Genomic DNA, 23,300 nt, shown 5'->3' with positions numbered 1-23,300 from the left:
GTGAGGAATTAGGCTGAAATTAAGCCTGAATACCGGTGATTTTGATCTCGGTGTACCACTGGCGGTGGCCCATACGCTTCATGTGGTGCTTACGGCGACGGAACTTGATGATGCGGACTTTATCGTGACGACCTTGGGAGATCACTTCAGCCACAACGGTAGCGCCAGCAACGACTGGAGCGCCGATATTCACGTCATCGCCATTGGCGACCAACAGAACGCGATCAAAAGTCACGGATTCGCCAGTAGCGATTTCCAGTTTTTCGATCTTCAGGTATTCACCTGGGGCGACCTTGTATTGCTTGCCACCAGTAACAATTACTGCGTACGACATGGTATTTCTCCGATAATCCTGCTCACCCAGCGCTTTATAAGAAGAGGTATTGGCTGGCATGGCTGCATGGGCTGGAAGGCCCGGATGCAATTGCGTAAGGCAGGTGCTGCCCAGGAAGTTCAGGGTGCGCGATTGTACGCAAGCCGCAAGCGCCTTGCAAGAGGCCGTCCATCGCGCCTTGACAGGCCCAGGCGTGGGTCCTAGCATGCCGCGCAACCCTTCTGGAGCACCTGTCGCTGATGCAACCCCAAGCTTTCTACCGCGCGGTGGCGGACGATTTTAGCGCCGTCGACGGCATCATCAAGAAGCAGCTGACTTCCCGAGTGCCGCTGGTATCGAAAATCGGCGATTACATTACTTCGGCCGGGGGCAAACGCCTGCGTCCTTTGTTGGTGCTGTTGTGTGGCAAGGCCTTGGGCCGCGAAGGCGACGACATGCGCCTGCTGGCCGCCACCATCGAATTCCTGCACACCGCGACCCTGCTGCATGACGACGTGGTCGACATGTCCGGCATGCGCCGCGGCCGCTCGACCGCCAACGCCATGTGGGGCAACGCCCCAAGCGTGCTGGTGGGCGACTTCCTGTATTCGCGCTCGTTCGAAATGATGGTCGAGCTGGGCTCGATGCCGGTGATGAAGATCCTGTCCCAGGCCACGCGCATCATCGCCGAAGGCGAAGTGCTGCAGCTGTCCAAGGTGCGCGACGCCAGCACCACGGAAGAAACCTATATGGAAGTCATCCGCGGCAAGACGGCGATGCTCTTCGAAGCCTCGACCCACAGCGCCGCCGCCCTGGCCGGCGCCAGCGCCGAGCAAAGCGAAGCGTTGCGCACCTTTGGCGATCACCTGGGCGTGGCCTTCCAGTTGGTGGACGACCTGCTGGACTACAAGGGCGACGCCGAGACTTTGGGCAAGAACGTCGGGGACGACCTGGCCGAAGGCAAGCCGACCCTGCCGCTGATCTACACCATGCGCGAAGGCACTCCTGAGCAGGCGGCACTGGTACGCCAGGCGATCCAGAAAGGCGGGATCGAAGACCTGGAGAGCATCCGGGAAGCGGTTGAAGCCTCCGGCTCGCTGGACTACACCGCAAAACTGGCCCGCGACTACGTCGCCCGCGCAATCAAATGCCTCGACGCCCTGCCGGCCAGCGAATACCGCGATGCGTTGGTGGAACTGAGCGAGTTTGCGGTGGCTCGCACCCATTGATGGCATGAAGCCCCTGTGGGAGCGAGCTTGCTTGCGATAGCGTTGGGTCAGTAAGCTTGATGCTGATTGGCAGACCGCTATCGCGAGCAAGCTCGCTCCCACAAGGGTATTTCACTGCCCTGCCCTTCGCGGCCTAAAACCCTATATAATGTGCGCCCTTTTACCCTCCTGATACCCAAGGAACCTTAGTGAGCACGTTGCCTCCCTGCCCGAAATGCAATTCCGAATACACCTACGAAGACGGTACTCAACTGGTCTGCCCGGAGTGTGCCCACGAATGGTCTGCCAGCGGTGAAGCGGAAACGGCGTCCGATGAGACGGTGAAGAAGGATTCGGTCGGCAATGTCCTGCAGGACGGCGACACCATCACTGTGATCAAGGACCTGAAGGTCAAAGGCACGTCGCTGGTGGTCAAGGTGGGCACCAAGGTCAAGAACATCCGTTTGTGCGATGGTGATCACGACATCGACTGCAAGATCGACGGCATCGGCCCGATGAAGCTCAAGTCCGAGTTCGTCAGAAAAGTCTGAGCCGTGCGTATTCCATCCCACGCCCCGCGTGGGATGGTGCTTCACCCTCCCCGCTCCCCCCCCCGTTTACGCCTCCGAGCCAAGCGCGAGCCGATTGAGCTGCCGCAACCCACCGTCAGAAAAACAATTCGAACACCAATAGAGCCTTGCTATTTAGCGAATAAGAATTATTCTCATAACGCCCATCAAGGAGATGAGAACCATGACTTATTTGATCGATGCCTGGCTGGACCGCCCACACCCTTACCTGAGAATCCTGCATCGGGAAACCGGGGAAGTCTGTGCGGTGCTTGAAGAAGAAGCCCTGAACGAACTGCAGGACCAGGGGGATCTGGACCTCAACAGCCTCAATTCCAGCGAGCCGCTGGTGCTCAAGGAACTGGTGCGCAATCTGTTCCTGTTCTGTTACGCCCGGGCGTTGCGCCCTACGGCGGATTTCAATGGCAGGTTTCATGGATGAAGCGCGCAAACCCTGTGGGAGCGAGCCTGCTCGCGATAGCGGTGTGACATTCAACATCAATATTGACTGACCGACCGTCATCGCGAGCAGGCTCGCTCCCACAAAAGCCTGCTTAAGCGTTGATGCCTTACAGAACGTCCAACAGCTCGACGTCAAACACCAGTACGCTGTGCGGCGGAATGCTGCCAACGCCTTGAGCGCCGTAGGCCAGTTCGCTTGGCACGTACAAACGCCATTTGCTGCCGGCGTTCATCAATTGCAGGGCTTCGGTCCAGCCTGGGATCACGCCACCCACCGGGAATTCGGCAGGCTGGCCACGATCGTAGGAGCTGTCGAACACAGTGCCATCGATCAGGGTGCCATGGTAATGGGTACGCACCTGGTCTTCACGGCTCGGCTTGGCGCCTTCGCCCTGAGTCAGCACTTCAAATTGCAGGCCCGAGGCCAGGGTGGTGATGCCTTCGCGCTTGGCATTTTCAGCCAGGAATGCACGACCTTCGCCAGCGGCGGCTTCTGCCTTGGCGGCAGCTTCGGCCTGCATGATTTCGCGAATGACTTTGAAGCTGGCGGACATCTCGTCCTGGCCCACACGGCTCGGCTTGCCGGCGAAAGCGTCGGTCAGGCCAGCCAGGATTGCGTCCAGGCTCACGCCCGGTGGCGGGTTGTCGCGCAGTTGGTCGCCCAACTGACGGCCAATGCCGTAGCTGACGCGGGTTTCGTCGGTGGACAGGTTAACTTCGGACATGATGCTGCTCCGCTGTGCGGACGGCTCGGGAATTTGCCGTGCTTGACACAGCGCCTCCCGGAGCGCCCGGAACCAAAAGGGCGAGCAGACTAGCACAGATGCCGCAGCGGGTGACGAGCCCCCTGATCAAAGCGCCGCCACCAGAAACGACAACGCCCGCCTGCTTTGCAACAGACGGGCGGCGCGCCGCAGCGATGAACGGACCTCAGTGCTTGGTCAGTTTATCCAGGTAACCCATGGCAAACGCCGAAACCACGAAGGTCATGTGGATGATCACGTACCACATCAGGTGCTCGGGATCGACGTTCTTGGCGTCCATGAAGATGCGCAGCAGGTGAATCGAGGAAATGGCAACGATCGAGGCCGCGACCTTCATCTTCAGCGAGGACGAATCCATGGTCCCGAGCCAGTTGAGCTTTTCCTTGTCGGAATCGATGTCCAGTTGCGAGACGAAGTTCTCATAGCCGGAAATCATCACCATCACCAACAGGCCGCCCACCAGCGCCATGTCGATCAGCGACAGCAGCACCAGAATCAGCTCGGATTCGGCCATGGCAAACACATTGGGAATGATGTGAAAGACTTCCTGGAAGAACTTCAGGGCCAGGGCCAGCAAGCCGAGGGACAGCCCGAAATAGATCGGCGCCAGCAGCCAACGGGAGGCGTACATTGCATTTTCGATAAAGCGTTCCATTGAGTCTCACACCAGGGCTGAAAAATCGCGGCGAGTATATCAGTCACGACCTGGGTCATAAACGCCAGGCCCATCCGCGACTTCAGCCCTTGGAGCTAAACCGTACTGCCAGCGCCCGCACGATGACGGCTTTCAATGCAACGGGCGAAACTCGAAGCCGTCAACGCTGCGACAACGGCCTCCATTGATTTCCCGCAATTGGGCCTGCATGTGCAGGCACCAGATCTGCGGGTCGTCGGCCAGCTCATAACCATGCGTTGTCAGGCTTTGCACAATGGTGTCGAGAATGGACTCAGCGGCATTCGGGCCGGGAAAAGGGCCTTGGGCCTTGATGGCCGAAGGTTGTTCGCCAGCCATTCCGGCGGCGAATAGCAAGGTCCACATACCGGTATCTCCCGCCAGCGGACGGATGGCGCATTCGATACGGGTCACAAGGCCCAGGCATTGACGAGTGAGGCAAAGGTTGCGCGACATGGCGGCGCCCCTCGATAGATCCGGTATTCAGCCTCAGGACAAGGCTGTTTCGATCCGATGATGGCTCTCGTTATCCTTGAACTGAGGATAGAAGAAAAGTTCCGGCCGCAAGTCCCGCCGAGACCAGAATGCGCCGAATGGTCATAGTGTGAATATTGACGCCAAAGTGGTGGCACTTTTTAGCCATCACCACAAACAATTGTGGGAGCGAGCCTGTGGGAGCAAAGCTTGCTCGCGATGACGTCGTCACAGACAACACCTCTGTTGGCTGTAAAACCGCTATCGCGAGCAAGCTTTGCTCCCACAAAGCTCGCTCCCACATTGACCTACTCCGACCTGGAACGCATCAAGCCGGCTTGGCCTCCGCCAGCGCCTGTTGCGCCAGTTCCTTTTCCGCTTCCTTGATGTCGTCTTCGCTGATCATCTCCGCGATCACCCGCAGCCGTTCCACCACCCGGGCATTGACGCTCCCTTCGGGGAACTCACCGTTTTCATCCGGCTCGCCGGCAGGCTCACCCACCAGCAGGCTCAGGGCTTCGTCGGCCTGGCGCACCGCATAAACGTGGAACTGCCCGGCGCGCACGGCGGCGAGCACCTTCTCGTCGAGCATCAGGGTGGCGACGTTGGCCTGGGGGATAATCGCCCCCTGCTCGCCGGTCAGCCCACGGGCTTCGCAGAGGCGGAAGAAGCCTTCGATCTTCTCGTTGACCCCGCCCACCGCCTGCACTTCACCGAACTGGTTGATCGAGCCGGTGATAGCGAAACACTGCTTGAGCGGCGTTTTCGACAAGGCAGAAATCAGCGTACACGCTTCCCCCAGGGACGCGCTGTCGCCGTCCACGTAGCCGTAGGATTGCTCCAGGGCGATGCTGGCCGAGATCGCCAGAGGAAACTCCTGGGCGTACCGGCTGCCCAGGTAACCGGTGAGGATCATCACGCCCTTGGAGTGGATCGGCTGGCCGAGGTTGACCTCTCGCTCGATGTCGACGATGCCGCTGCCGCCGGGGTAGACCGTGGCGGAAATCCGCGCCGGCACGCCGAACGCCGAATCCCCCACCTCCAGCACCGTCAAGCCGTTGCACTTGCCTACGGCCGCGCCGTCGGTGTCGATCAGGATGATTCCCGCCAGCATGTCGTCGAGGATCCGCGCCGAGACGCGCCCGGTGCGGGTGGCCTTGGCCTTGAGGGCGCGTTCGATGTGACCGGCATCGGTCATCTCGTCACCGGCCAACTGACGAATGAAATCCGCCTCGCTGACCAGCTGGAACAGATCGCCAATCCGCGCCGACAAACGCCCCTGATGTTCGGCCAGGCGCGCACTGTAGGTGGCCAGGCGCGCCACCGCATCGGCGGTCAACGGGGCCATGCCCTCCTCCGAAGTACGGGTCTTGAGCAACTGGGCGAACTGCTCCAGGCTTTCATCCCCCATCGGAATGTCTTCGTCGAAATCCACTAGCACGCGAAACATTTCCTGGAAGTCCGAATCCAGGTCCTGCAAGGCGTAGTAGAGCTGGCGGGCGCCGATGATCACCACTTTGACTTGCAGTGGAATGTGCTGCGGGGTCAGGGTGACCGTGGCCAGACGCCCCAGCTCGCCCAGTGGCGACTCCATTTTCAGTTTGCGCGATTGCAGGGCACGTTTTAGTGCATCCCACACGAACGGCTCGCCAAGCATTTTTTCTGCTTCAAGGATCAGGAAACCACCGTTGGCCCGGTGCAACGCCCCCGGGCGCAGTTGTCGATAGGTGGTGTAGAGCGCGCCCTGGTCAGTGCTGTATTCAATGCGCCCAAACAGGTTGTCGTAGGTCGGGTGCGGCTCAAACACCACCGGCGCGCCACCGCTGGTTGGGTGCCCTACCATCAGGCTCGGGGCGTATTGCTCCTCCAGGAGCTTGCGGGCAATGGCGTCGGTCTTGCTGTCATCCACCAACTGCTCGACCACCGTTTTGAGCAAGTAGACCTGCATGGCTTGCAAGTAACCGCAGACCGCGGCGTTCTCTGCGTACTTTTCCGACAGCGGCGCCAGCAACGGTTGCAGGGCCAGGGTGATGGTTTCTTCGTTAAGTTGACGCAACTGGTTGCTGGACTCGCGCTTCCACTGCGGCAGGCTGGCGAGCTCTTCGTTCAGGCGTTCTTCCAGGCCCGAGATGTCGTCATGAAAACGCTCGCGCTCGGACTCCGGCAACTGGGCGAATTCCGCTTCGTCCAGGGCCTTACCCTCGCTCATCGGCGTGAAGGCGATGTTGCTGCTGTCACGGTACAGGGCGACATCCTTCTCCAGCGCCAGGCGCTCGATGACATCCAGGGCGCGGTCGTAGCGCTGGTTGAAAGCACGGTCGATGGCGCTTTTCTTCTGTTGATAGGACGGATGCTCGAACACTGCCGGGAAAGTCGCCAGGAGGTTGTCGATCAGGCCGTTGATGTCGGCGATGAAAGCCCCCGCCGTACCCGATGGCAGCTCCAGGGCGCGGGGTTCGCGGGGCTCATCGAAATTATTGACGTAGACCCAGTCCGCCGGGGTCTGCATACGCTTGCCTTCGGCCTTGAGATAACGCTTTACGAACGAAAACCGACCAGTGCCGGGCTCTCCCATGACAAATACGTTGTAACCGGGGCGCGGCATGGCCACGCCGAACTGCAATGCTTCGACCGCACGCTCCTGGCCAAGCACACCGCGGAAGGGTTCCAGATCATTGGTGGTAGAGAAGCTGAACTGTTCAGCGGAAAACGGGCGGGTCAGCGCTTCGGGCGCTAGACGCAAGCTGGCAGCAACAGGATCAGGCATCGGGCTTCCTTACATCAGGCGGGGCAGATAGCGGCATTCTGGCGCTGCCTGTACCTGACTGGCAAGAAGCGCCTCAGGCCAAAGCATAGTCCAGGGGCATCCCCTGAGCCCGAGCCCGTAAATTCATGACACTGCTGTTACTTTTTGCAAAATGTCACGGAACCCCAGGATCGTGCCTAAACTCCAAATTGCGCGGCTGGAACAATAACCGGCCCACTGGCCTGTAGGGTCAGACCCTGTCCATTGGTATGCACATAAAAGAGAACATAGCTATGAAACGGATTCTTCTCGGTACTCTCTTCACCGCTGTATCCCTCAACGCCATGGCTCAGGCGCCAGGCGGTCCGGATTGCGGCTGGGGCAACATGCTGTTCGAAGGTCAGCGTGGCACCCCAGCTCACTTCCTGGCATCCACCACCAACGGCACCTCGGGCAACGCCACCTTCGGCATGACATCCGGCACCAACGGTTGCTCGACCAACGCGGCACTGACCTACGGTGGCAAGTCCTGGCTGGCCATGAATGGCATGATGAACGAGCTGTCCGAAGACATGGCCAAGGGCCAAGGCGAAGCGCTCACCACCTACGCCGTAGTACTGGGCGTGGCACCGGAAGACCGTGCGCATTTCTCCGCTGTCACTCACGAGCACTTCCAGCAGATCTTCAGCAAGGCTGATGTGACCGCAGAAGACGTGCATACCAACACCCTGGCCGTGCTGAAAAGCGACCCACGCCTGGCCAAGTACGCCACTCCAGCTTAAGCTCGACACCACTCGCTCCTCTCGGGGAGCGGGTTTTCTTTTTGGGGCCCCTTCCGGTCTTTATTTTTCGACTGTCCAAGTAGCCAACTATGCTCAAACGCCTTGCCTGGCTGGCGCTCTGTGTGTGCGCCCCGTTGTCCGCCGCACCTCATGTCGACCCTCAACGCTTGCAGCAACTGGCCAACGACCGTTTCTGGATTTCCCTGGGCCACTACGAAACCGCCAAGCTCGGTGGCTGGCGCAGCTATATCAGCGACAAAGAGTTTTTCCTCGCTCCCGACGGCAACGAACATCCCGACCACGAACTGGCCGCCACGGTGCAAGCGCTGTACGGCCCGGCCAGTGCTGGTCAGCAACACGCCCAATGTGTGTACCCGGCGCGAACACGCTGGCTGAAGGCGCAGCTCAACCTGACGGATCTGCCGACGGTTGACTGCAGCGAATTCACCCAATGGTTCAAGGATGTCGCGCCCCACAGCGCGGTGATGATTTTTCCGGCCGCCTACCTGAACAGCCCTTCTTCGATGTTTGGCCACACCCTGCTGCGCATCGACCAGGCCGATGTGCAAAGCGACAAGACCGCACTGCTCAGCTATGCGATCAACTTCGGTGCCTACATCGAAGGCTCGGACAACAGCATTCTGTATGCCTGGAAAGGCCTGATGGGCGGTTACCCGGGCCTGTTCGCCCTGGTGCCCTATCAGGAAAAGCTCTCCGAGTACCGCAGCCTGGAAAACCGCGACCTGTGGGAATACCGCCTCAATCTGAGCCAGGTGGAAACCGAGCGTATGGTCGAGCATGTGTGGGAACTCAAGCAGATTGAGTTCGACTATTTTTTCTTCGACGAAAACTGCTCCTATCGCCTGCTCGAACTGCTGCAAGTGGCCCGTCCCAGCCTGCGGCTGACCGAACAGTTCCCGTTGACGGCGATTCCCACCGACACCGTGAAGGCGGTGAAAGAAGCCGGGCTGGTGGAAAGCATCGAATACCGGCCTTCCCGTGAGCGGGAACTGCTCAGTCGCGCCGAACCACTCACCGACGACGAGCAGCAGTGGGTGCTGAAAGTCAGCGCCGACCAGAAACAACTGCAGACTTCAGCATTCAAGGCATTGCCTCGCGCTCGCCAGGCGCTGATCATCGACGCCGCCTATCGCCTGGAGCGCTACCGCGCCAACGGCCAGGAACGCGACCCACAGCGCGCCCAGCGCAGTTTCGAACTATTGCGGGCGATCAACCAGAACCCCGCGCCGGAACTCGACATCCCGCAACCGGGCCTGCCCGAGGATGGCCACGAGTCGCGCACCTGGCAGGCTGGCCTCGGCACTCGTGGCGACCGGGCGTTCGGCGAATATGGCCTGCGCATGGCTTATCACGACCTCAACGACAACGCCGAGAGTTTCCCGTTGGGCGCACAGATCGAGATCCTGCAACTGAAGCTGCGCCAGTACGAAGGCAATGACTGGCAGTTACAGCAGCTGGACCTTGCGACCATTCGCTCCCTGACTCCGCGCAACGAACTGCTGCAACCGCTGTCCTGGCAAGTCACCGGCGGCCTGGAGCGGGTGCCGGGCAAGCACGACGACGAAACCCTGGTCAGCCACGTCAATGGCGGAGCCGGCGGCACCTGGGCACTGGGTGACGACATGCTGGGGTTTGCCTTGGGCACGGTGCGGGTCGAACACAACAACGACTTCGCCCAGTTCATCGCTCCGGCCGCAGGCTTCAACACTGGCGTGCTGTGGAAAAACCCGCTGGGCAACTTGAGCCTGGAGGCCAAAGGCGACTATTTCATCAACGGCGAAGTGCGCCGTAGCGTGAGCCTGAACCAGCAGTGGGAACTGTCACGCAACCTCGGTCTGCGCCTGAGTGCCCAGCGCGAGTTCAGCCATCTGGCGTCACCGGAGAACGAAGTGATGCTGGAGGTGAAGTGGTATCACTATTGACCGGGGCATACCCCGCACTCACCTAAGCGAACAGATTCATCACAGCGCTTTCACATCGGCCTGACGAATCCACTTCTAAACTTCTCTTATGAGTGGATCAGGCAGGAATGCAAAAAAAAATGAGGCGCGCGGTGGTGCTGAGTGTGGTGATGTTGCTCGGTGGCTGCGAAACCACCCACGAAAACCTGATCGCCCGGGGTTACCCTCCGGCATTCGCCGACGGCTTTGATGACGGTTGCAGCAGCGGCCGGCAGGCAGCCGGCGTGATCACCGGCCAGTTCAGGAAGGACGTGCCACGGTATCTCAAGGACGCTCCCTATGCCGAAGGCTGGAGCGACGGTTTCCGTCAATGCCAGGCCATGCGCGAAAGTGAGGAGCGTAACGCTTACCGCGAACGCCATTGGGACGAGCGAGAACGGGCCTGGCAGCAGCAGAAGGACCAGGACGCCGCCCGGGCTTATCGCTCACAGTGAGTCGCGTACAGACATCCGCTGAAACCAAAAGCCTGCGACCATGGCCCAAACTCCTATAGAGGAGAACATCATGAGTCGCGCCTTCGTCAATGAGGACAACGCCGCTGCCCAGGCCGATCAGCCGGTCGAACGCCAGGTCAGCGCGCAACCCAATTACGTCACGCCCGCCGGACTCGCCCAATTACAGGCCCGGGTCGCTGAGCTGCAGGCGCTGCACAGCCAGCAGGTGGCCAAGGGAGAACTGGCGGACAAGCAGCGAATCGCGGATATCGAACGGGATCTGCGGTATTTCAATCAGCGTTTGCAAAGCGCGCAGGTCGTTACGCCAACCTCATTGGATCAGGTGCGGATCGGGCATTGGGTGACCTTTGTCGATGAGCATGACCACGAGCAGCGAGTGCAGTTGGTGGGTGAAGATCAGGCCGATGCGGCCAGCGGACTGGTCAATTGGGGCTCGCCGCTGGGGCGGGCGTTGCTGGGGACGAAAGTTGGCGATGAAGTGATCTGGAAACGGCCGGTGGGGGATTTGACCATTGAAGTGGTGGCGATAGAACCGGGGTGATCTTGCCGGCCTCATCGCGAGCAGGCTCGCTCCCACAGGAATCGCGCCTCACCGTGCAACTTGTGACTGACCCAAAACCAGCGTGGGAGCGAGCCCCACCGTGCAGCTTGTGACTGACCCAAAACCACTGTGGGAGCGAGCCTGCTCGCGATGGCGGCGGGTCAGGCAACTTACGCTGGCTGATCCACCGCTATCGCGAGCAGGCTCGCTCCCACAGGGTTTGTCGATCGGTCGCCGGCCGAATCAGGCCAGCTTCTTGTGCCTTACGCGGTGCGGCTGGGCAGCGGCTTCGCCCAGGCGTTTCTTGCGGTCGGCCTCATACTCGGTGTAGTTGCCTTCGAAGAACACCGCTTGCGAGTCGTCTTCGTACGCCAGGATGTGGGTCGCCACACGGTCGAGGAACCACCGGTCGTGGGAGATCACAATCGCTGCGCCCGGGAAGTCCAGCAGGGCTTCTTCCAGGGAACGCAGGGTTTCGACGTCGAGGTCGTTGGACGGTTCGTCGAGTAGCAGGACGTTGCCGCCCTCCTTCAAGGTCAACGCCAGGTGCAAGCGACCGCGTTCACCACCGGACAGGTCCTTGACGAACTTCTGCTGGTCGCCGCCCTTGAAGTTGAAGCGGCCCACGTAGGTGCGCGACGGAATTTCATAGTTGCCGATGCGGATCTGGTCGGAACCGTCGGAGATCTGCTGGAACACGGTCTTGCTGCCGTCCAGGTCTTCACGGCTCTGGTCGACACAGGCCAGCTGCACGGTTTCGCCGATTTCGATGGTGCCCGAATCCGGTGTTTCCTTGCCCATCAGCATGCGGAACAGTGTGGATTTACCCGCACCGTTACCACCGATCACACCGACAATGGCGCCTTTGGGCATGGCGAACGACAGGTTGTCGATCAGCACGCGGTCGCCGTAGCCCTTGGTGACGTTCTTGAATTCGATGACCTTGTCGCCCAGGCGCGGACCGGCCGGGATGTAGATCTCGTTGGTTTCACTGCGCTTCTGGAATTCCTGAGACTGCATTTCCTCGAAGCGTTGCAGACGTGCCTTGGATTTGGACTGGCGGGCCTTGGCGCCTTTGCGCACCCACTCCAGTTCTTCCTTCATGGCTTTTTCATGGGCCGACTGCTGCTTGGATTCCTGGGCCAGACGATCGGACTTGGCTTCAAGCCAGCCCGAGTAGTTGCCTTCGTAAGGAATACCCGCGCCGCGGTCCAGTTCCAGGATCCAGCCGGCAACGTTGTCCAGGAAGTAACGGTCGTGCGTGATCGCGACCACAGTGCCCGGGAAATCGTGCAGGAAGTGTTCGAGCCAGGCGACGGAATCGGCGTCCAGGTGGTTGGTCGGCTCGTCGAGCAACAGCATGTCCGGCGCCGACAGCAGCAGGCGGCACAGAGCCACACGACGCTTTTCACCACCAGAGAGGTGTTCAACCTTGGCATCCCAGGCCGGCAGGCGCAGCGCATCGGCGGCGACTTCCAGCTGGCGATCCAGGTTATGGCCATCGCTGGCCTGCAAGATCGCTTCGAGCTTGGCCTGTTCGGCGGCCAGCTTGTCGAAGTCGGCATCCGGTTCGGCGTAGGCCGCGTAGACTTCGTCCAGGCGCGCCTGGGCATCCTTGATCACGCTGACCGCCTCCTCGACCACTTCCCGTACTGTCTTGGTCGGATCCAGCTGAGGCTCTTGAGGCAGGTAACCGATGTTCAAGTCGGGCATCGGACGGGCTTCACCGTCGAACTCGTTGTCGACACCGGCCATGATTTTCAGCAGCGTGGACTTACCCGAACCGTTGAGGCCCAGTACGCCGATCTTGGCCCCGGGGAAGAACGACAGTGAAATGTTTTTCAGGATTTCCCGCTTCGGCGGAACAACTTTGCTCAGCCGATGCATGGTGAAGACGTATTGAGCCATGGTGAACCTAGCGTCAGTGACAGGTGAAAAGAACGAGCCAGGCCATGCGCGGCGCCGGCGCTTGACGGTCATCAATGCCGGCGGGCAGATAAAGCCTGGGGATCGGAGCTTGCGCGCTCTTGTTTGACCGGCAAAGCTACCTCAACCATCGGTCAAGGTCCAGCCGCCAGGGGCTGGCACTTTGCCACAAGTCAAGGCATGCTAGCCGCCCTTTGGGCGTCCGGCTTATAGTGCACGTCGCGCCAGTCCAGCAAACTGCAGGATTACAGCTTGTCCAACGTCACGCCGACCCTGTCCCCACGCGCACCGACTGCTGCGAGCGGCTCGCCCCTGCGCGGGACATTGAAGGGCGCGCTGGCCACACTGGTGCTCTTGCTGCTTGGATTGCTCTTCTGGCAGTTGCTTGATCAATTGCGCGAAACCCAGCAGCAACAGCGCCAGTACACCATCGATTACACCGCCGACCTGGCCGCGCAAGTCAGCCTGAACATGGCCTTGAATGCGCAGATCGCCCTCAACCTGCTACCGATCGTCGAACAACCGCAGAGCGCCGACGAACAGCAGGCCCTGCTGCGCAAACTCCAGCAATCGTTGCCCGAGCTACGCAGCCTGGCGTTGCTTAGCCCTTCCGGCCGGGTGCTCAGCGACAGTGATCCTGCCAGCCACGATGCCGATTACCTGGCAGAGCTGGTACGGCGCAGTCGGGCCCAGGCGCACTATTTCAGCAATGCCGACGACGGCTCCGTGGTGCATCTGTTGTTGCACCAGGCCAGCGGCAGCAGCCGCAGCTATTGGGCGCTGCGCCTGACCCCAACCTTCTTTTCGACCCTGACCAAGCAGGCCGATACAGGCATGCGCCCACTGTGGCTGGTGGAAAACCGCCTCAACCAGCAAATCATCAGCCGGGACGAAAGCCTGCCCTCGGCCAGCCCTACCCGGCTGTCCCCGGATGATCTGAGCAACACCGTGCTGACCGTGCCCCTGAGCAGCAGCGACTGGCAGTTGCGTGGACTGTTCGACCGGCGCCAGGTGCTGGAGCAATTGCTGCCGGCCTTCATTGGCAAATGCCTGCTAGGCCTGGCGTTTTCAATGCTGCCGGTGATCGCGCTCTTGAGCATGCGCCGCCGCCAGCGTCAGTTGCACGAGGGCCGCCGACGCTACCAGGATATTTTCGAAGGCACCGGCGTCGCGCTCTGCGTGCTTGACCTGTCGAGCCTCAAGGCGTTTTTTGAAAGGACCGGCCTGCGCAACGGCGACCAGTTGCGCGCCTGGTTGGCAGTCCCTCACCAGCTTGAACAACTGCAGCAGGAAGTTCACGTCACCGAGGTCAATCAGATGGCGTTGAAGCTGCTCAACGTCAATTCCTGCGAACGGGCCTGGCAACTGCTGGTCGGCAATGCTGCCCAGGACAACAACCCGGTGGGTTCGAAGCTGCTCGAAGCGCTGCTCGACCAGCACAAGCAGTTGGAGCTGGAAATCAAGCTGCAGGACGCTCATGGCCGTGATCAGCACCTATGGCTGGTGCTGCGTCTGCCGGAAAAACAACAGGACTACAACGCCGTCATCCTGAGCATCAGCGACATTACCAGCCGCAAGCTGATCGAACTGTCGCTGCTCGAACGCGAAGGCTTCTGGTCCGACGTGGTGCGCACCGTACCGGACCATCTCTATGTGCAAGACGTGATCAGTCAGCGGATGATCTTCAGCAACCATCACCTGGGACAGACCCTGGGGTACGACCGCACCGAACTGCACCAGATGGGCGAATACTTCTGGGAGATCCTGTTGCACAGCGAAGACGCCGATCACTACCACAACTTGCGCCAGGCACAACGTCAGGCCGGGTATGCGCAACTGCTGCAATGCCAGCTGCGCTTTCGCCATCGCAATGGCAAATGGCGGCGCTTCGATATTCGCGAACAAGCCCTGGCCCGGGACCGGCACGATCAGGTGACACGGATCATCGGCGTAGCCAAGGACATCACCGAACAGATCGAAGCCAGCGAATCGCTGCGCGACAGCGAACAACGCTACCGGATGCTCGCCGAAAGCATCAGCGACGTGATTTTCTCCACCAACAGCAAGCTTTCGCTCAACTACGTCAGCCCCTCGGTGCAAGCAGTGCTGGGCTACAGCGCTGACTGGATATTCCAGAACGGCTGGCAATCGACCATCGCCAACCCGCAACAACTGACCGGCATCTACACCTTGATGGATCGGGTCAGCAAAGCCCTCGACAAGCCTGAGCAACTGGCCGAGTTGCGCAACCAGATGCAGACCCAGCTGTTCCTGTTCGACTGCCTGCGCGCCGACGGGCGCAAGATCCCCATCGAGCTGCGGCTGGTGCTGGTGTGGGATGAGCACGGCGCGTTCGAAGGCGTGCTGGGCGTGGGCCGCGATATCAGCCAGCAACGACGCGCCGAAAAAGACCTGCGCATGGCCGCCACGGTATTCGAGCATTCGACCTCGGCGATCCTGATCACCGACCCGGCCGGTTACATTGTCCAGGCCAACGAAGCCTTCAGCCGCGTCAGCGGGTATGCGGTGTCGCAGGTGCTGGACCAGTTGCCCAACATGCTGACCGTGGACGAGCAGCAGGAAGCCCACCTGCGCTACGTGCTCAAGCAGTTGCAGCAACACAGCACGTGGGAAGGCGAGGTCTGGCTCAAGCGCCGCAATGGCGAGCACTATCCGGCCTGGGTCGGCATTACGGCGGTGCTGGACGATGAAGGCGACCTGGCCAGCTACGTGTGCTTCTTCAGCGACATCAGCGAACGCAAGGCCAGCGAACAGCGCATCCATCGCCTGGCCTACTACGACGCGTTGACCCACCTGCCCAACCGCACGCTGTTTCAGGATCGCCTGCACACCGCGCTGCAATCGGCCGAGCGCCAGAAAAACTGGGTCGTGCTGATGTTCCTCGACCTGGACCGCTTCAAGCCGATCAACGACTCTCTGGGCCACGCCGCTGGCGACCGGATGCTCAAGGAAATGGCCACGCGGCTGCTCGGCTGCGTGGCCGACGACGACACCGTGGCGCGCATGGGCGGCGACGAATTCACCTTGCTGCTGCAACCGCGTTCCAGCCGCGAAATGGCGCTCAACCGGGCGATCAACGTGGCCGAGCAGATCCTCGCCAGCCTGGTCCGACCGTTCGTACTGGAAGGTCGGGAGTTCTTCGTCACCGCCAGCATCGGTATCGCCCTGAGCCCTCAGGACGGCAACGAGCTGAGTCAGCTGATGAAGAACGCCGACACGGCCATGTATCACGCCAAGGAGCGCGGCAAGAACAACTTCCAGTTCTACCAGGCCGACATGAACGCCAGCGCCCTGGAACGACTGGAGCTGGAAAGCGACCTGCGCCACGCCCTGGAGCAGAACGAGTTCGTGCTGTATTACCAGCCACAGTTCAGCGGCGACGGCAAACGCCTGACCGGCGCCGAGGCTTTGCTGCGCTGGCGCCATCCACGACGCGGGCTGGTGCCGCCAGGGGACTTCATCCCGGTCCTCGAAGAGCTCGGGTTGGTGGTGGACGTCGGTGACTGGGTGATCAGCGAAGCCTCTCGGCAGCTCAAGACCTGGCACCAGGCCAAGGTCCGGGTGCCGAAAGTCTCGGTCAACATTTCGGCCCGGCAGTTCTCCGATGGCCAGCTCGGCACGCGCATCGCCAACATCCTGCGTAGCACCGGCCTGCCGCCGGCCTGTCTGGAACTGGAACTGACCGAAAGCATCCTGATGCGTGAAGTCAGCGAGGCGATGCAGATCCTGGCCGGGCTGAAAAACCTGGGCCTGAGCATCGCCGTGGATGACTTCGGCACCGGTTATTCGTCCCTCAACTACCTCAAGCAATTCCCCATCGACGTGTTGAAAATCGACCGCACCTTTGTCGATGGCCTGCCATCCGGCGAACAGGACGCCCAGATCGCCCGGGCGATCATCGCCATGGCCCACAGCCTCAACCTGGCGGTGATTGCCGAAGGGGTCGAAACCCACGAGCAACTGGACTTTCTGCGCGAGCACGGCTGCGATGAAGTCCAGGGCTACCTGTTCGGCCGGCCGATGCCGGCCAACCGGTTTGAGGCGCAGTTCAGCAATGATGCGCTGTTCATGCTCGACTGAAAGCTTGTGCTGGCCGGGCGGGCCTCATCGCGAGCAGGCTCGCTCCCACAATATGCTTTTGGCTGTCCTTGGAATAGACATACACCACAGCCCCCCTGTGGGAGCGAGCCTGCTCGCGATGAGGCCAGTACAGGCAGCGTGAATCCCATTCGTCCGCGACATGACGTCCTTTCATATGCCTTCCAAAACCGGTTGGGTTAGAATGCCCCCCTTTTCTGCCCCCGATCCTTGAGGACCGCCATGTTCAGCCGTGATTTGACTATTGCCAAGTACGACGCCGATCTCTTTGCCGCCATGGAGCAAGAAGCTCAGCGCCAGGAAGAGCACATTGAGCTGATCGCTTCGGAAAACTACACCAGCCCCGCGGTGATGGAAGCTCAAGGCTCGGTACTGACCAACAAGTACGCCGAAGGCTATCCAGGCAAGCGCTACTACGGTGGTTGCGAGTTCGTCGACGTGGTCGAGCAACTGGCCATCGACCGCGCCAAGGAACTGTTCGGTGCCGACTATGCCAACGTCCAGCCTCACGCAGGTTCCCAGGCCAACGCCGCTGTCTACCTGGCGCTGCTGTCGGCCGGTGACACCATTCTGGGCATGAGCCTGGCCCACGGCGGTCACCTGACCCACGGCGCCAGCGTTTCGTCCTCGGGCAAGCTGTACAACGCCATCCAGTACGGCATCGACGGCAATGGCCTGATCGACTACGACGAAGTCGAGCGCCTGGCACTCGAGCACAAGCCGAAAATGATCGTGGCCGGTTTCTCCGCCTACTCGCAGATCCTCGACTTCCCACGTTTCCGCGAAATCGCCGACAAGGTCGGTGCCTACCTGTTCGTGGACATGGCGCACGTTGCGGGCCTGGTTGCCGCTGGCGTCTACCCCAACCCCGTGCCATTCGCCGACGTCGTCACCACCACCACCCACAAGACCCTGCGCGGCCCACGTGGTGGCCTGATCCTGGCTCGTGCCAACGCCGACATCGAGAAAAAGCTCAACTCCGCCGTATTCCCCGGCGCCCAGGGTGGCCCGCTGGAACACGTGATCGCCGCCAAGGCGATCTGCTTCAAGGAAGCGCTGCAGCCTGAGTTCAAGGCTTACCAGCAACAAGTGGTGAAAAACGCCAAGGCCATGGCCGGCGTATTCATCGAGCGTGGCTTCGACGTAGTGTCCGGCGGGACCGAGAACCACCTGTTCTTGCTGTCGCTGATCAAGCAGGACATCTCCGGCAAAGACGCCGACGCAGCGCTGGGCAAGGCGTTCATCACCGTGAACAAGAACTCGGTGCCCAATGACCCACGCTCCCCGTTCGTCACCTCCGGCCTGCGCTTTGGCACCCCGGCCGTGACCACCCGTGGTTTCAAAGAAGCCGAGTGCAAGGAGCTGGCTGGCTGGATCTGCGACATCCTGGCGGACCTGAACAACGAAGCGGTGATCGACGCCGTTCGCGAGAAGGTCAAGGCGATCTGCAAAAAGCTGCCGGTATACGGCGCTTAATCAGCCCGTTACACCTCAGTAAGAAAGGCCTCCATTGAAAGATGGGGGCCTTTTTCATGGGCGCAAACAATTACCCCAAATAATTAACCCCCACGCTTATCTAATGTCTTGCAATACACACACCACCACCGACAGCTAATAAATCAATAATATCGCTCCATAACTGCACACTTCATAAACCCAACGAGGAGTCGAATCACATGGACCGTGATCAATCTTTTAACGCCACACTTCGAATGTTTGACAACCACGTCAACCTGCTTGAAATACTTCATGGCAAACCCGCGATGGCCACCGTGAGTTTATTCAGCGGCGGCTTCTTTACCGGCCGCCCGCAAACCCACGACCACTCCAGCCTGCTCGGCATGCGCCCCAAAAATCAGGGTCAATCCAGCAACCCATTGAAATTGCATTTGCGACACACCCCGAACGGCTACAACCTGGTCATTAAAAACACGGGGGAACATGAAAACAAACTTGTCGGTAAACGCTGGCTTGAGGTTCTCGGCGCACAGGACTCCGGCACGGATGATCCGATGTTCTTTACCCTCGTTGATCATCAGAACAACGCCATCACCCGGCAGAATATTTCCACGCCGCATTTACCTGTCTCGTTCATGACAAAAAACAAAAAATATATCGGCGGATTGAAAGTTCGAGGCTCGCCTTATATTTATCTCGCCGAGACAGAAGAAAAATCGAAAGTAACATTCATCCTGAGTGTTCTTTAAAGAACATGTCGATATCTTTGTGGCGAGTGGGCTGATCCCTCGCCACAGGGAGCTGTGGCGCACTGCTTGCCACCCACATTTTTTTCACTGCAACAAACGGCTCAAGCACAAGGGTTCCGGCCAAACTGGTAAGACCGGTCATGCCAAATCTCTACAGATCAGCTTGCACAGCAGCGAAAACAGGGCCTAGACTGCGCCTGCACTGGACAAACCGGTAAGACCACAATAATGAAGTCCTGACGCCAACAGCTCTATTGACGGCGAAAAGGACACCGAACCAGGAATCCCTCCCATGCTCAAATGGTGCTCGCGTTCGATCTTCCTTCAAGTTGTCCTCGGATTGGTGCTCGGCATCGTCTGTGGACTGACCCTTCCCGAATACTCCGCACAGCTCAAACCCCTCGGCGACGGCTTTATCAAGCTGATCAAGATGCTCATCGGCCTGATCGTGTTCTGTGTGGTAGTCAGCGGCATCTCGGGTGCCGGAGACCTCAAGAAGGTCGGGCGCATTGGCCTCAAGTCGGTCATCTACTTCGAAGTATTGACCACCATCGCCTTGGTCATCGGTCTGGTGCTTGCCTTCAGCACCGGTATCGGCAGTGGTGCGAACATCCACCTGGAACAACTCTCCAGCGCGGACATGGGGGATATCGCCCAGCGTGGCGAGCACCTGGTCACCACCACCCAGTTCCTCATGAACCTGATCCCAACCTCGGTGCTCGGGGCCTTCGCTGAAAACAACATTCTGCAAGTGCTGTTGTTCTCCGTGCTGTTTGGCAGCGCCTTGAACCTGGTGGGCGATGCAGCGTCCGGCATCTCGCGGTTGATCAACGAACTGAGCCACGTGATCTTCCGCATCATGGGCATGATCGTGCGTCTGGCCCCCATTGGGGTCTTCGGGGCCATCGCCTTCACTACCAGCAAATATGGCCTGGACTCACTGCAACACCTGGGCAGCCTGGTGGGCCTGTTCTACCTGACCTGCATCGCCTTCGTTGCGCTGATCCTCGGCTTGGTGATGCGTGTCTCGGGCCTGCCGATGTTGCCGTTTCTCAAATACCTGCGTGAAGAGCTGCTTATCGTGCTCGGTACGGCCTCTTCCGACGCCGTGCTGCCACAGATCATGCGCAAGCTTGAGCACCTGGGGATCGGCAGTTCCACCGTCGGCCTGGTGATTCCGACCGGCTACTCGTTCAATCTGGACGGTTTTTCGATCTATCTGACCCTGGCGATTGTGTTCATTGCCAACGCCACCGGCACACCTCTGGCCATGAGTGATTTGCTGACCATCCTGCTGGTGTCACTGATCACCTCCAAGGGCGCCCACGGGATTCCCGGCTCGGCGCTGGTGATCCTGGCTGCCACGTTGACGGCCGTCCCGGCGATCCCGGTGGTTGGCCTGGTGCTGGTACTAGCGGTGGATTGGTTCATGGGCATCGGCCGGGCCCTGACCAACCTGATTGGCAACTGCGTGGCCACCGTGGCGATTGCCCGCTGGGAAAAAGACATCGATGTCCCTCGGGCGCGCAAGGTACTGTCCGGCCAACACGGTTATACCTTCCAATCCAGGAAACCGGTGGGCACTGCCCATCAGCAGCAATTCTGAAAGACTGCGGTGCCGGCCCGCGAACCGGTACCGCCTGATTGATTTTCGAGGAGTCACCAGTGATCAGTTCATCAACCGTCGTCAATTCCGTAGTGGAGAAACTACGTGCCGCCCTCGCTCGGGGCCAATGGCGCTCGGGCGACATGCTGCCCGGCCAGCGCGAGCTGGCCGAGCAATTGGGCATCAGCCGACCAAGCCTGCGCGAAGCGGTGATTGTCCTGGAAACCCTGGGGCTGGTGCGTTCGATGCCCGGCAAGGGCGTCGTGGTGCTGGAGGCCAACTTCACCGACACCGCCAATGAAGGCAGCGCCATGGCCGGCGCCAGCCTGGAGGACGTGCTGCAACTGCGCTACACCCTGGAGCCTTTCATCGTCGGTCTTGTGGCGCAATCCATCAGCAGCAAGGAGGTCGGCCAGTTGCGCCTGACCCTCATGGACATGCGCGAAGCGTTGGAGGCCAACGACAGCGACGCCTGCGCCAATGCCTACATTGCCTTCCATGAAGAGCTGTTTGCCTTGACGTCCAACCCGATTTTTCAAAACGTGGTCCAGCAGACCAGCAACGCGCTCAAGCAAAGCGCCGATGTGTTGCGCAATTCACCCCAGCATCTGGCCGAACGCCTGGAGGAAAACGAAGCCGTGGTGCGCGCCATCCGCGCCAAGAACAGCGCCCAGGCCAGCACCGAAATGCGCCGGCATATCCTCAGGGAAGGCCAGCGCATGGGCATCGAACTGAACATTCCGGACGACAACCTCGGCACTTGAGCCACACCCTGCGGAGACCGCCATGAACAACCTCATGCCCCACCCGGATCAGCCTGAGCGTAACGTGCTCGCGTCCCTGTCGCTGCCCGGTCGGGCCGGCAAACCGTCGGTGGACGATATCTACCCGCAGATCTTCGACGCCATCCTCGAACAACGCATTGCTCCGGCCAGCCGTTTCACCGAGGAAAGCCTGGGGGATGTGTTCGGTGTCAGTCGCAGCATCATTCGCCGTGTCCTGGCGCGCCTGTCCCACCAGCAAGTGGTGATCCTGCGGCCCAACCATCGGCCCCAGGTGGCGGCACCGGACCTGGAACAGACCCGGCAAATCCTGCATGCCCGGCGCCTGGCCGAACAGACCCTGGTGCGCCTGGCCTGCAAGGCGCCGCAGCCCAAGGACCTGCAGCGCCTACGCGATCTTATAGAGCGCGAGCGCCAGTGCCTGGATCGCGGCGAACGCGGCCCGGCGATTCGCCTGTCCGGCGAGTTTCACCTGCAATTGGCGACCATGGCCGGGAATGCGCCGTTGGCGCAGTTTCTCGGCAGCCTCGTGCCATTAACCTCGCTGGCCCTGGCGCGGCATGAGCTCAAGTCCCGCAGACATTGCGCCTGGCAGGAGCATTTGGCGATCGTAGACGCGATAGAACGTGGCAACGCTGATCAAGCGTTGCAACTGATGAGCGAGCACCTGGACCATCTTGAGCAAAAGCTGCTGATGGCCGCAGGCACCGGGACGTCAAAGTAGCGCGGCTTCGAAGCCTGCGCGGATCTTCTCTTCGGGCAACTCGTCGGCGATGAACACAATGACGCTCTCCCGTGCTTCGCCTGGCGCCCATTCGGTGTCCCAGTCAAAACCGTACAGTTTGAGTACGCCCTGGAACACCAGTCGTCGGGATTCGCCAGCGATGCTCAGTACCCCCTTGTAGCGCAGCAACTGCTTGCCGTGCTCCTCCAGCAACTGGTTCATGAACTCGCTGAGTTTGTCGATATCCAGCGGTTTGTCGGTGCGAAGCACGAGGCTGCTGATGCGATCCCCGGTGCTTGCCTTGCCCACCGGTCGCAGGCTGAACCCCGCCCCCAGGTCTGCGTTGAGATTGAAGCCGCGGATGTCGAGCAGTTCGGCCAGATCGATCTTGCCGTGCTCCACCACCCTGATCGGCGCCCGTCGGTTGATCCGCGTCAGTCGTTCGCCAAGGGCTTGGACATGGGCTGCGTCCACCAGATCGGTCTTGCTCAGCAGCAGACGGTCGGCAAACCCGACCTGGGCCTGGGCAATGGCCTGGGTCAGGTGGATCTCGGCGTGAGCGGCGTCCACCAGGGTCAGGATACCGTCGAGGATGTAGCGCTCGCGCAGGTCCTCATCGATAAAAAATGTCTGGGCCACAGGGGCCGGATCGGCCAGGCCGGTGCATTCGATCACCAGGCGATCAAAGGCAATTTCGCCGCTGTCCAGCCGTTCGAGTAGCAGGTACAGGGCTTTGGTCAGGTCAGTGTGAATGGTGCAGCACACGCAGCCATTGGCCAGGGTCATGACTTGCACCGGCTCATCGCCCAACAGCTGGGTGTCGATGCCGGCATCGCTGAATTCATTCTCGATCACGGCGATTTTCAGGCCGTGCTCGGCCTTGAGCAAATGACGCAAAAGCGTGGTCTTGCCGGCGCCGAGGAAGCCGCTGAGGATGGTGACCGGGATGGGAGAGGACAACGTGATT

The 23,300-nt window shown here is 60.4% G+C and carries 21 protein-coding genes; 13 read left to right on the top strand and 8 right to left on the bottom strand.

The genetic code is table 11. The features are described 5' to 3' along the window. Nucleotides 1-19: 19 nt before the first annotated feature. Nucleotides 20-334, bottom strand: coding sequence for a 50S ribosomal protein L21 (gene rplU / locus QOM08_RS03785; RefSeq protein ID WP_003176051.1), 315 nt, complete (start codon nt 332-334; stop codon nt 20-22). 239 nt (nt 335-573) lie between these two features. On the opposite strand from rplU, the gene QOM08_RS03780 reads away from it, so the two are divergent. The 3 genes from QOM08_RS03780 to QOM08_RS03770 all read left to right on the top strand — a co-directional run bounded on the left by QOM08_RS03780 (nt 574) and on the right by QOM08_RS03770 (nt 2,532). Beyond that, nucleotides 574-1,542 carry a polyprenyl synthetase family protein gene (locus tag QOM08_RS03780; RefSeq protein WP_076386394.1) on the top strand — a complete coding sequence of 323 codons (969 nt, stop codon included), beginning with the start codon at nt 574-576 and terminating at the stop codon, nt 1,540-1,542. Nucleotides 1,543-1,730: 188 nt separating this feature from the next. Then, nucleotides 1,731-2,072, top strand: coding sequence for a zinc ribbon domain-containing protein YjdM (locus QOM08_RS03775; protein ID WP_076386396.1), 342 nt, complete (start codon nt 1,731-1,733; stop codon nt 2,070-2,072). Between the two features lie 202 nt (nt 2,073-2,274). Continuing rightward, on the top strand, nt 2,275-2,532 hold the full coding sequence (locus QOM08_RS03770) for a hypothetical protein (protein ID WP_047230160.1): 258 nt from the start codon (nt 2,275-2,277) through the stop codon (nt 2,530-2,532). Between the two features lie 127 nt (nt 2,533-2,659). Here QOM08_RS03770 and QOM08_RS03765 read toward each other — a convergent pair whose 3' ends face one another. The 4 genes from QOM08_RS03765 to QOM08_RS03750 form a co-directional block, all read right to left on the bottom strand. Continuing rightward, complete coding sequence (locus QOM08_RS03765) at nt 2,660-3,277, bottom strand: FKBP-type peptidyl-prolyl cis-trans isomerase (protein ID WP_025215564.1); 618 nt, start codon at nt 3,275-3,277, stop codon at nt 2,660-2,662. A gap of 205 nt (nt 3,278-3,482) precedes the next feature. Beyond that, complete coding sequence (locus QOM08_RS03760) at nt 3,483-3,971, bottom strand: TIGR00645 family protein (RefSeq protein WP_047230159.1); 489 nt, start codon at nt 3,969-3,971, stop codon at nt 3,483-3,485. Nucleotides 3,972-4,103: 132 nt separating this feature from the next. Continuing rightward, nucleotides 4,104-4,445 (bottom strand): hypothetical protein, encoded by a 342-nt coding sequence (locus QOM08_RS03755; RefSeq protein WP_047230158.1) that lies wholly within the window; start codon nt 4,443-4,445, stop codon nt 4,104-4,106. 346 nt (nt 4,446-4,791) lie between these two features. Further along, the gene (locus QOM08_RS03750) at nt 4,792-7,230 is read right to left on the bottom strand and encodes a Lon protease family protein (protein WP_047230157.1); all 2,439 of its coding nucleotides are present in this window, start codon (nt 7,228-7,230) and stop codon (nt 4,792-4,794) included. 272 nt (nt 7,231-7,502) lie between these two features. On the opposite strand from QOM08_RS03750, the gene QOM08_RS03745 reads away from it, so the two are divergent. The 4 genes from QOM08_RS03745 (at nt 7,503) to QOM08_RS03730 (ending at nt 10,969) form a co-directional block, all read left to right on the top strand. Then, nucleotides 7,503-7,991 carry a DUF3015 domain-containing protein gene (locus tag QOM08_RS03745; protein ID WP_047230156.1) on the top strand — a complete coding sequence of 163 codons (489 nt, stop codon included), beginning with the start codon at nt 7,503-7,505 and terminating at the stop codon, nt 7,989-7,991. 89 nt (nt 7,992-8,080) lie between these two features. Then, a complete protein-coding gene (locus QOM08_RS03740) occupies nt 8,081-9,934 on the top strand; it encodes a DUF4105 domain-containing protein (protein WP_274090852.1) in 1,854 nt (617 codons plus the stop codon). Nucleotides 9,935-10,053: 119 nt separating this feature from the next. Then, nucleotides 10,054-10,407 carry a hypothetical protein gene (locus tag QOM08_RS03735; RefSeq protein ID WP_047230154.1) on the top strand — a complete coding sequence of 118 codons (354 nt, stop codon included), beginning with the start codon at nt 10,054-10,056 and terminating at the stop codon, nt 10,405-10,407. Nucleotides 10,408-10,477: 70 nt separating this feature from the next. Next, nucleotides 10,478-10,969 (top strand): GreA/GreB family elongation factor, encoded by a 492-nt coding sequence (locus QOM08_RS03730; protein ID WP_188252347.1) that lies wholly within the window; start codon nt 10,478-10,480, stop codon nt 10,967-10,969. Between the two features lie 243 nt (nt 10,970-11,212). Here QOM08_RS03730 and ettA read toward each other — a convergent pair whose 3' ends face one another. Beyond that, on the bottom strand, nt 11,213-12,877 hold the full coding sequence (ettA, locus tag QOM08_RS03725) for an energy-dependent translational throttle protein EttA (RefSeq protein ID WP_047230152.1): 1,665 nt from the start codon (nt 12,875-12,877) through the stop codon (nt 11,213-11,215). A 270-nt stretch (nt 12,878-13,147) separates the two neighbouring features. Between ettA and QOM08_RS03720 the strand changes: the two genes are divergently transcribed. The 3 genes from QOM08_RS03720 (at nt 13,148) to QOM08_RS03710 (ending at nt 19,221) form a co-directional block, all read left to right on the top strand. Next, nucleotides 13,148-16,996: an EAL domain-containing protein gene (locus tag QOM08_RS03720; RefSeq protein WP_139051198.1), complete on the top strand. Its 3,849-nt coding sequence runs from the start codon at nt 13,148-13,150 to the stop codon at nt 16,994-16,996. Between the two features lie 240 nt (nt 16,997-17,236). Further along, nucleotides 17,237-18,490: a serine hydroxymethyltransferase gene (gene glyA, locus QOM08_RS03715; RefSeq protein ID WP_047230150.1), complete on the top strand. Its 1,254-nt coding sequence runs from the start codon at nt 17,237-17,239 to the stop codon at nt 18,488-18,490. 200 nt (nt 18,491-18,690) lie between these two features. Beyond that, nucleotides 18,691-19,221, top strand: a complete 531-nt coding sequence (locus QOM08_RS03710) for a hypothetical protein (protein ID WP_076386400.1) — start codon at nt 18,691-18,693, stop codon at nt 19,219-19,221. Here QOM08_RS03710 and QOM08_RS03705 read toward each other — a convergent pair. Further along, complete coding sequence (locus tag QOM08_RS03705) at nt 19,202-19,363, bottom strand: hypothetical protein (RefSeq protein WP_155417202.1); 162 nt, start codon at nt 19,361-19,363, stop codon at nt 19,202-19,204. The genes QOM08_RS03710 and QOM08_RS03705 overlap by 20 nt on opposite strands. Before the next feature lie 150 nt (nt 19,364-19,513). Here QOM08_RS03705 and QOM08_RS03700 point away from each other — a divergent pair, with 150 nt between their 5' ends. Genes QOM08_RS03700 through QOM08_RS03690 form a run of 3 tightly spaced genes read left to right on the top strand, consistent with a single transcriptional unit; the run spans nt 19,514 to nt 22,333 of the window. Next, nucleotides 19,514-20,827 (top strand): C4-dicarboxylate transporter DctA, encoded by a 1,314-nt coding sequence (locus tag QOM08_RS03700; RefSeq protein ID WP_076386402.1) that lies wholly within the window; start codon nt 19,514-19,516, stop codon nt 20,825-20,827. A gap of 59 nt (nt 20,828-20,886) precedes the next feature. After that, nucleotides 20,887-21,591 (top strand): FadR/GntR family transcriptional regulator, encoded by a 705-nt coding sequence (locus QOM08_RS03695; RefSeq protein ID WP_047230147.1) that lies wholly within the window; start codon nt 20,887-20,889, stop codon nt 21,589-21,591. A 22-nt stretch (nt 21,592-21,613) separates the two neighbouring features. Then, nucleotides 21,614-22,333, top strand: coding sequence for a GntR family transcriptional regulator (locus tag QOM08_RS03690; protein WP_281459553.1), 720 nt, complete (start codon nt 21,614-21,616; stop codon nt 22,331-22,333). Here QOM08_RS03690 and yjiA read toward each other — a convergent pair. Then, nucleotides 22,325-23,293: a GTPase gene (yjiA, locus tag QOM08_RS03685; RefSeq protein WP_047230146.1), complete on the bottom strand. Its 969-nt coding sequence runs from the start codon at nt 23,291-23,293 to the stop codon at nt 22,325-22,327. The genes QOM08_RS03690 and yjiA overlap by 9 nt on opposite strands. Nucleotides 23,294-23,300 lie beyond the last annotated feature (7 nt).

This window comes from Pseudomonas sp. P105 (genome assembly GCF_032614175.1).
Classification (GTDB): domain Bacteria; phylum Pseudomonadota; class Gammaproteobacteria; order Pseudomonadales; family Pseudomonadaceae; genus Aquipseudomonas; species Aquipseudomonas rhizophila.
Note: the sequence above shows the minus strand (reverse complement) of the source record. Positions and strands in the feature narration are given on the sequence as shown.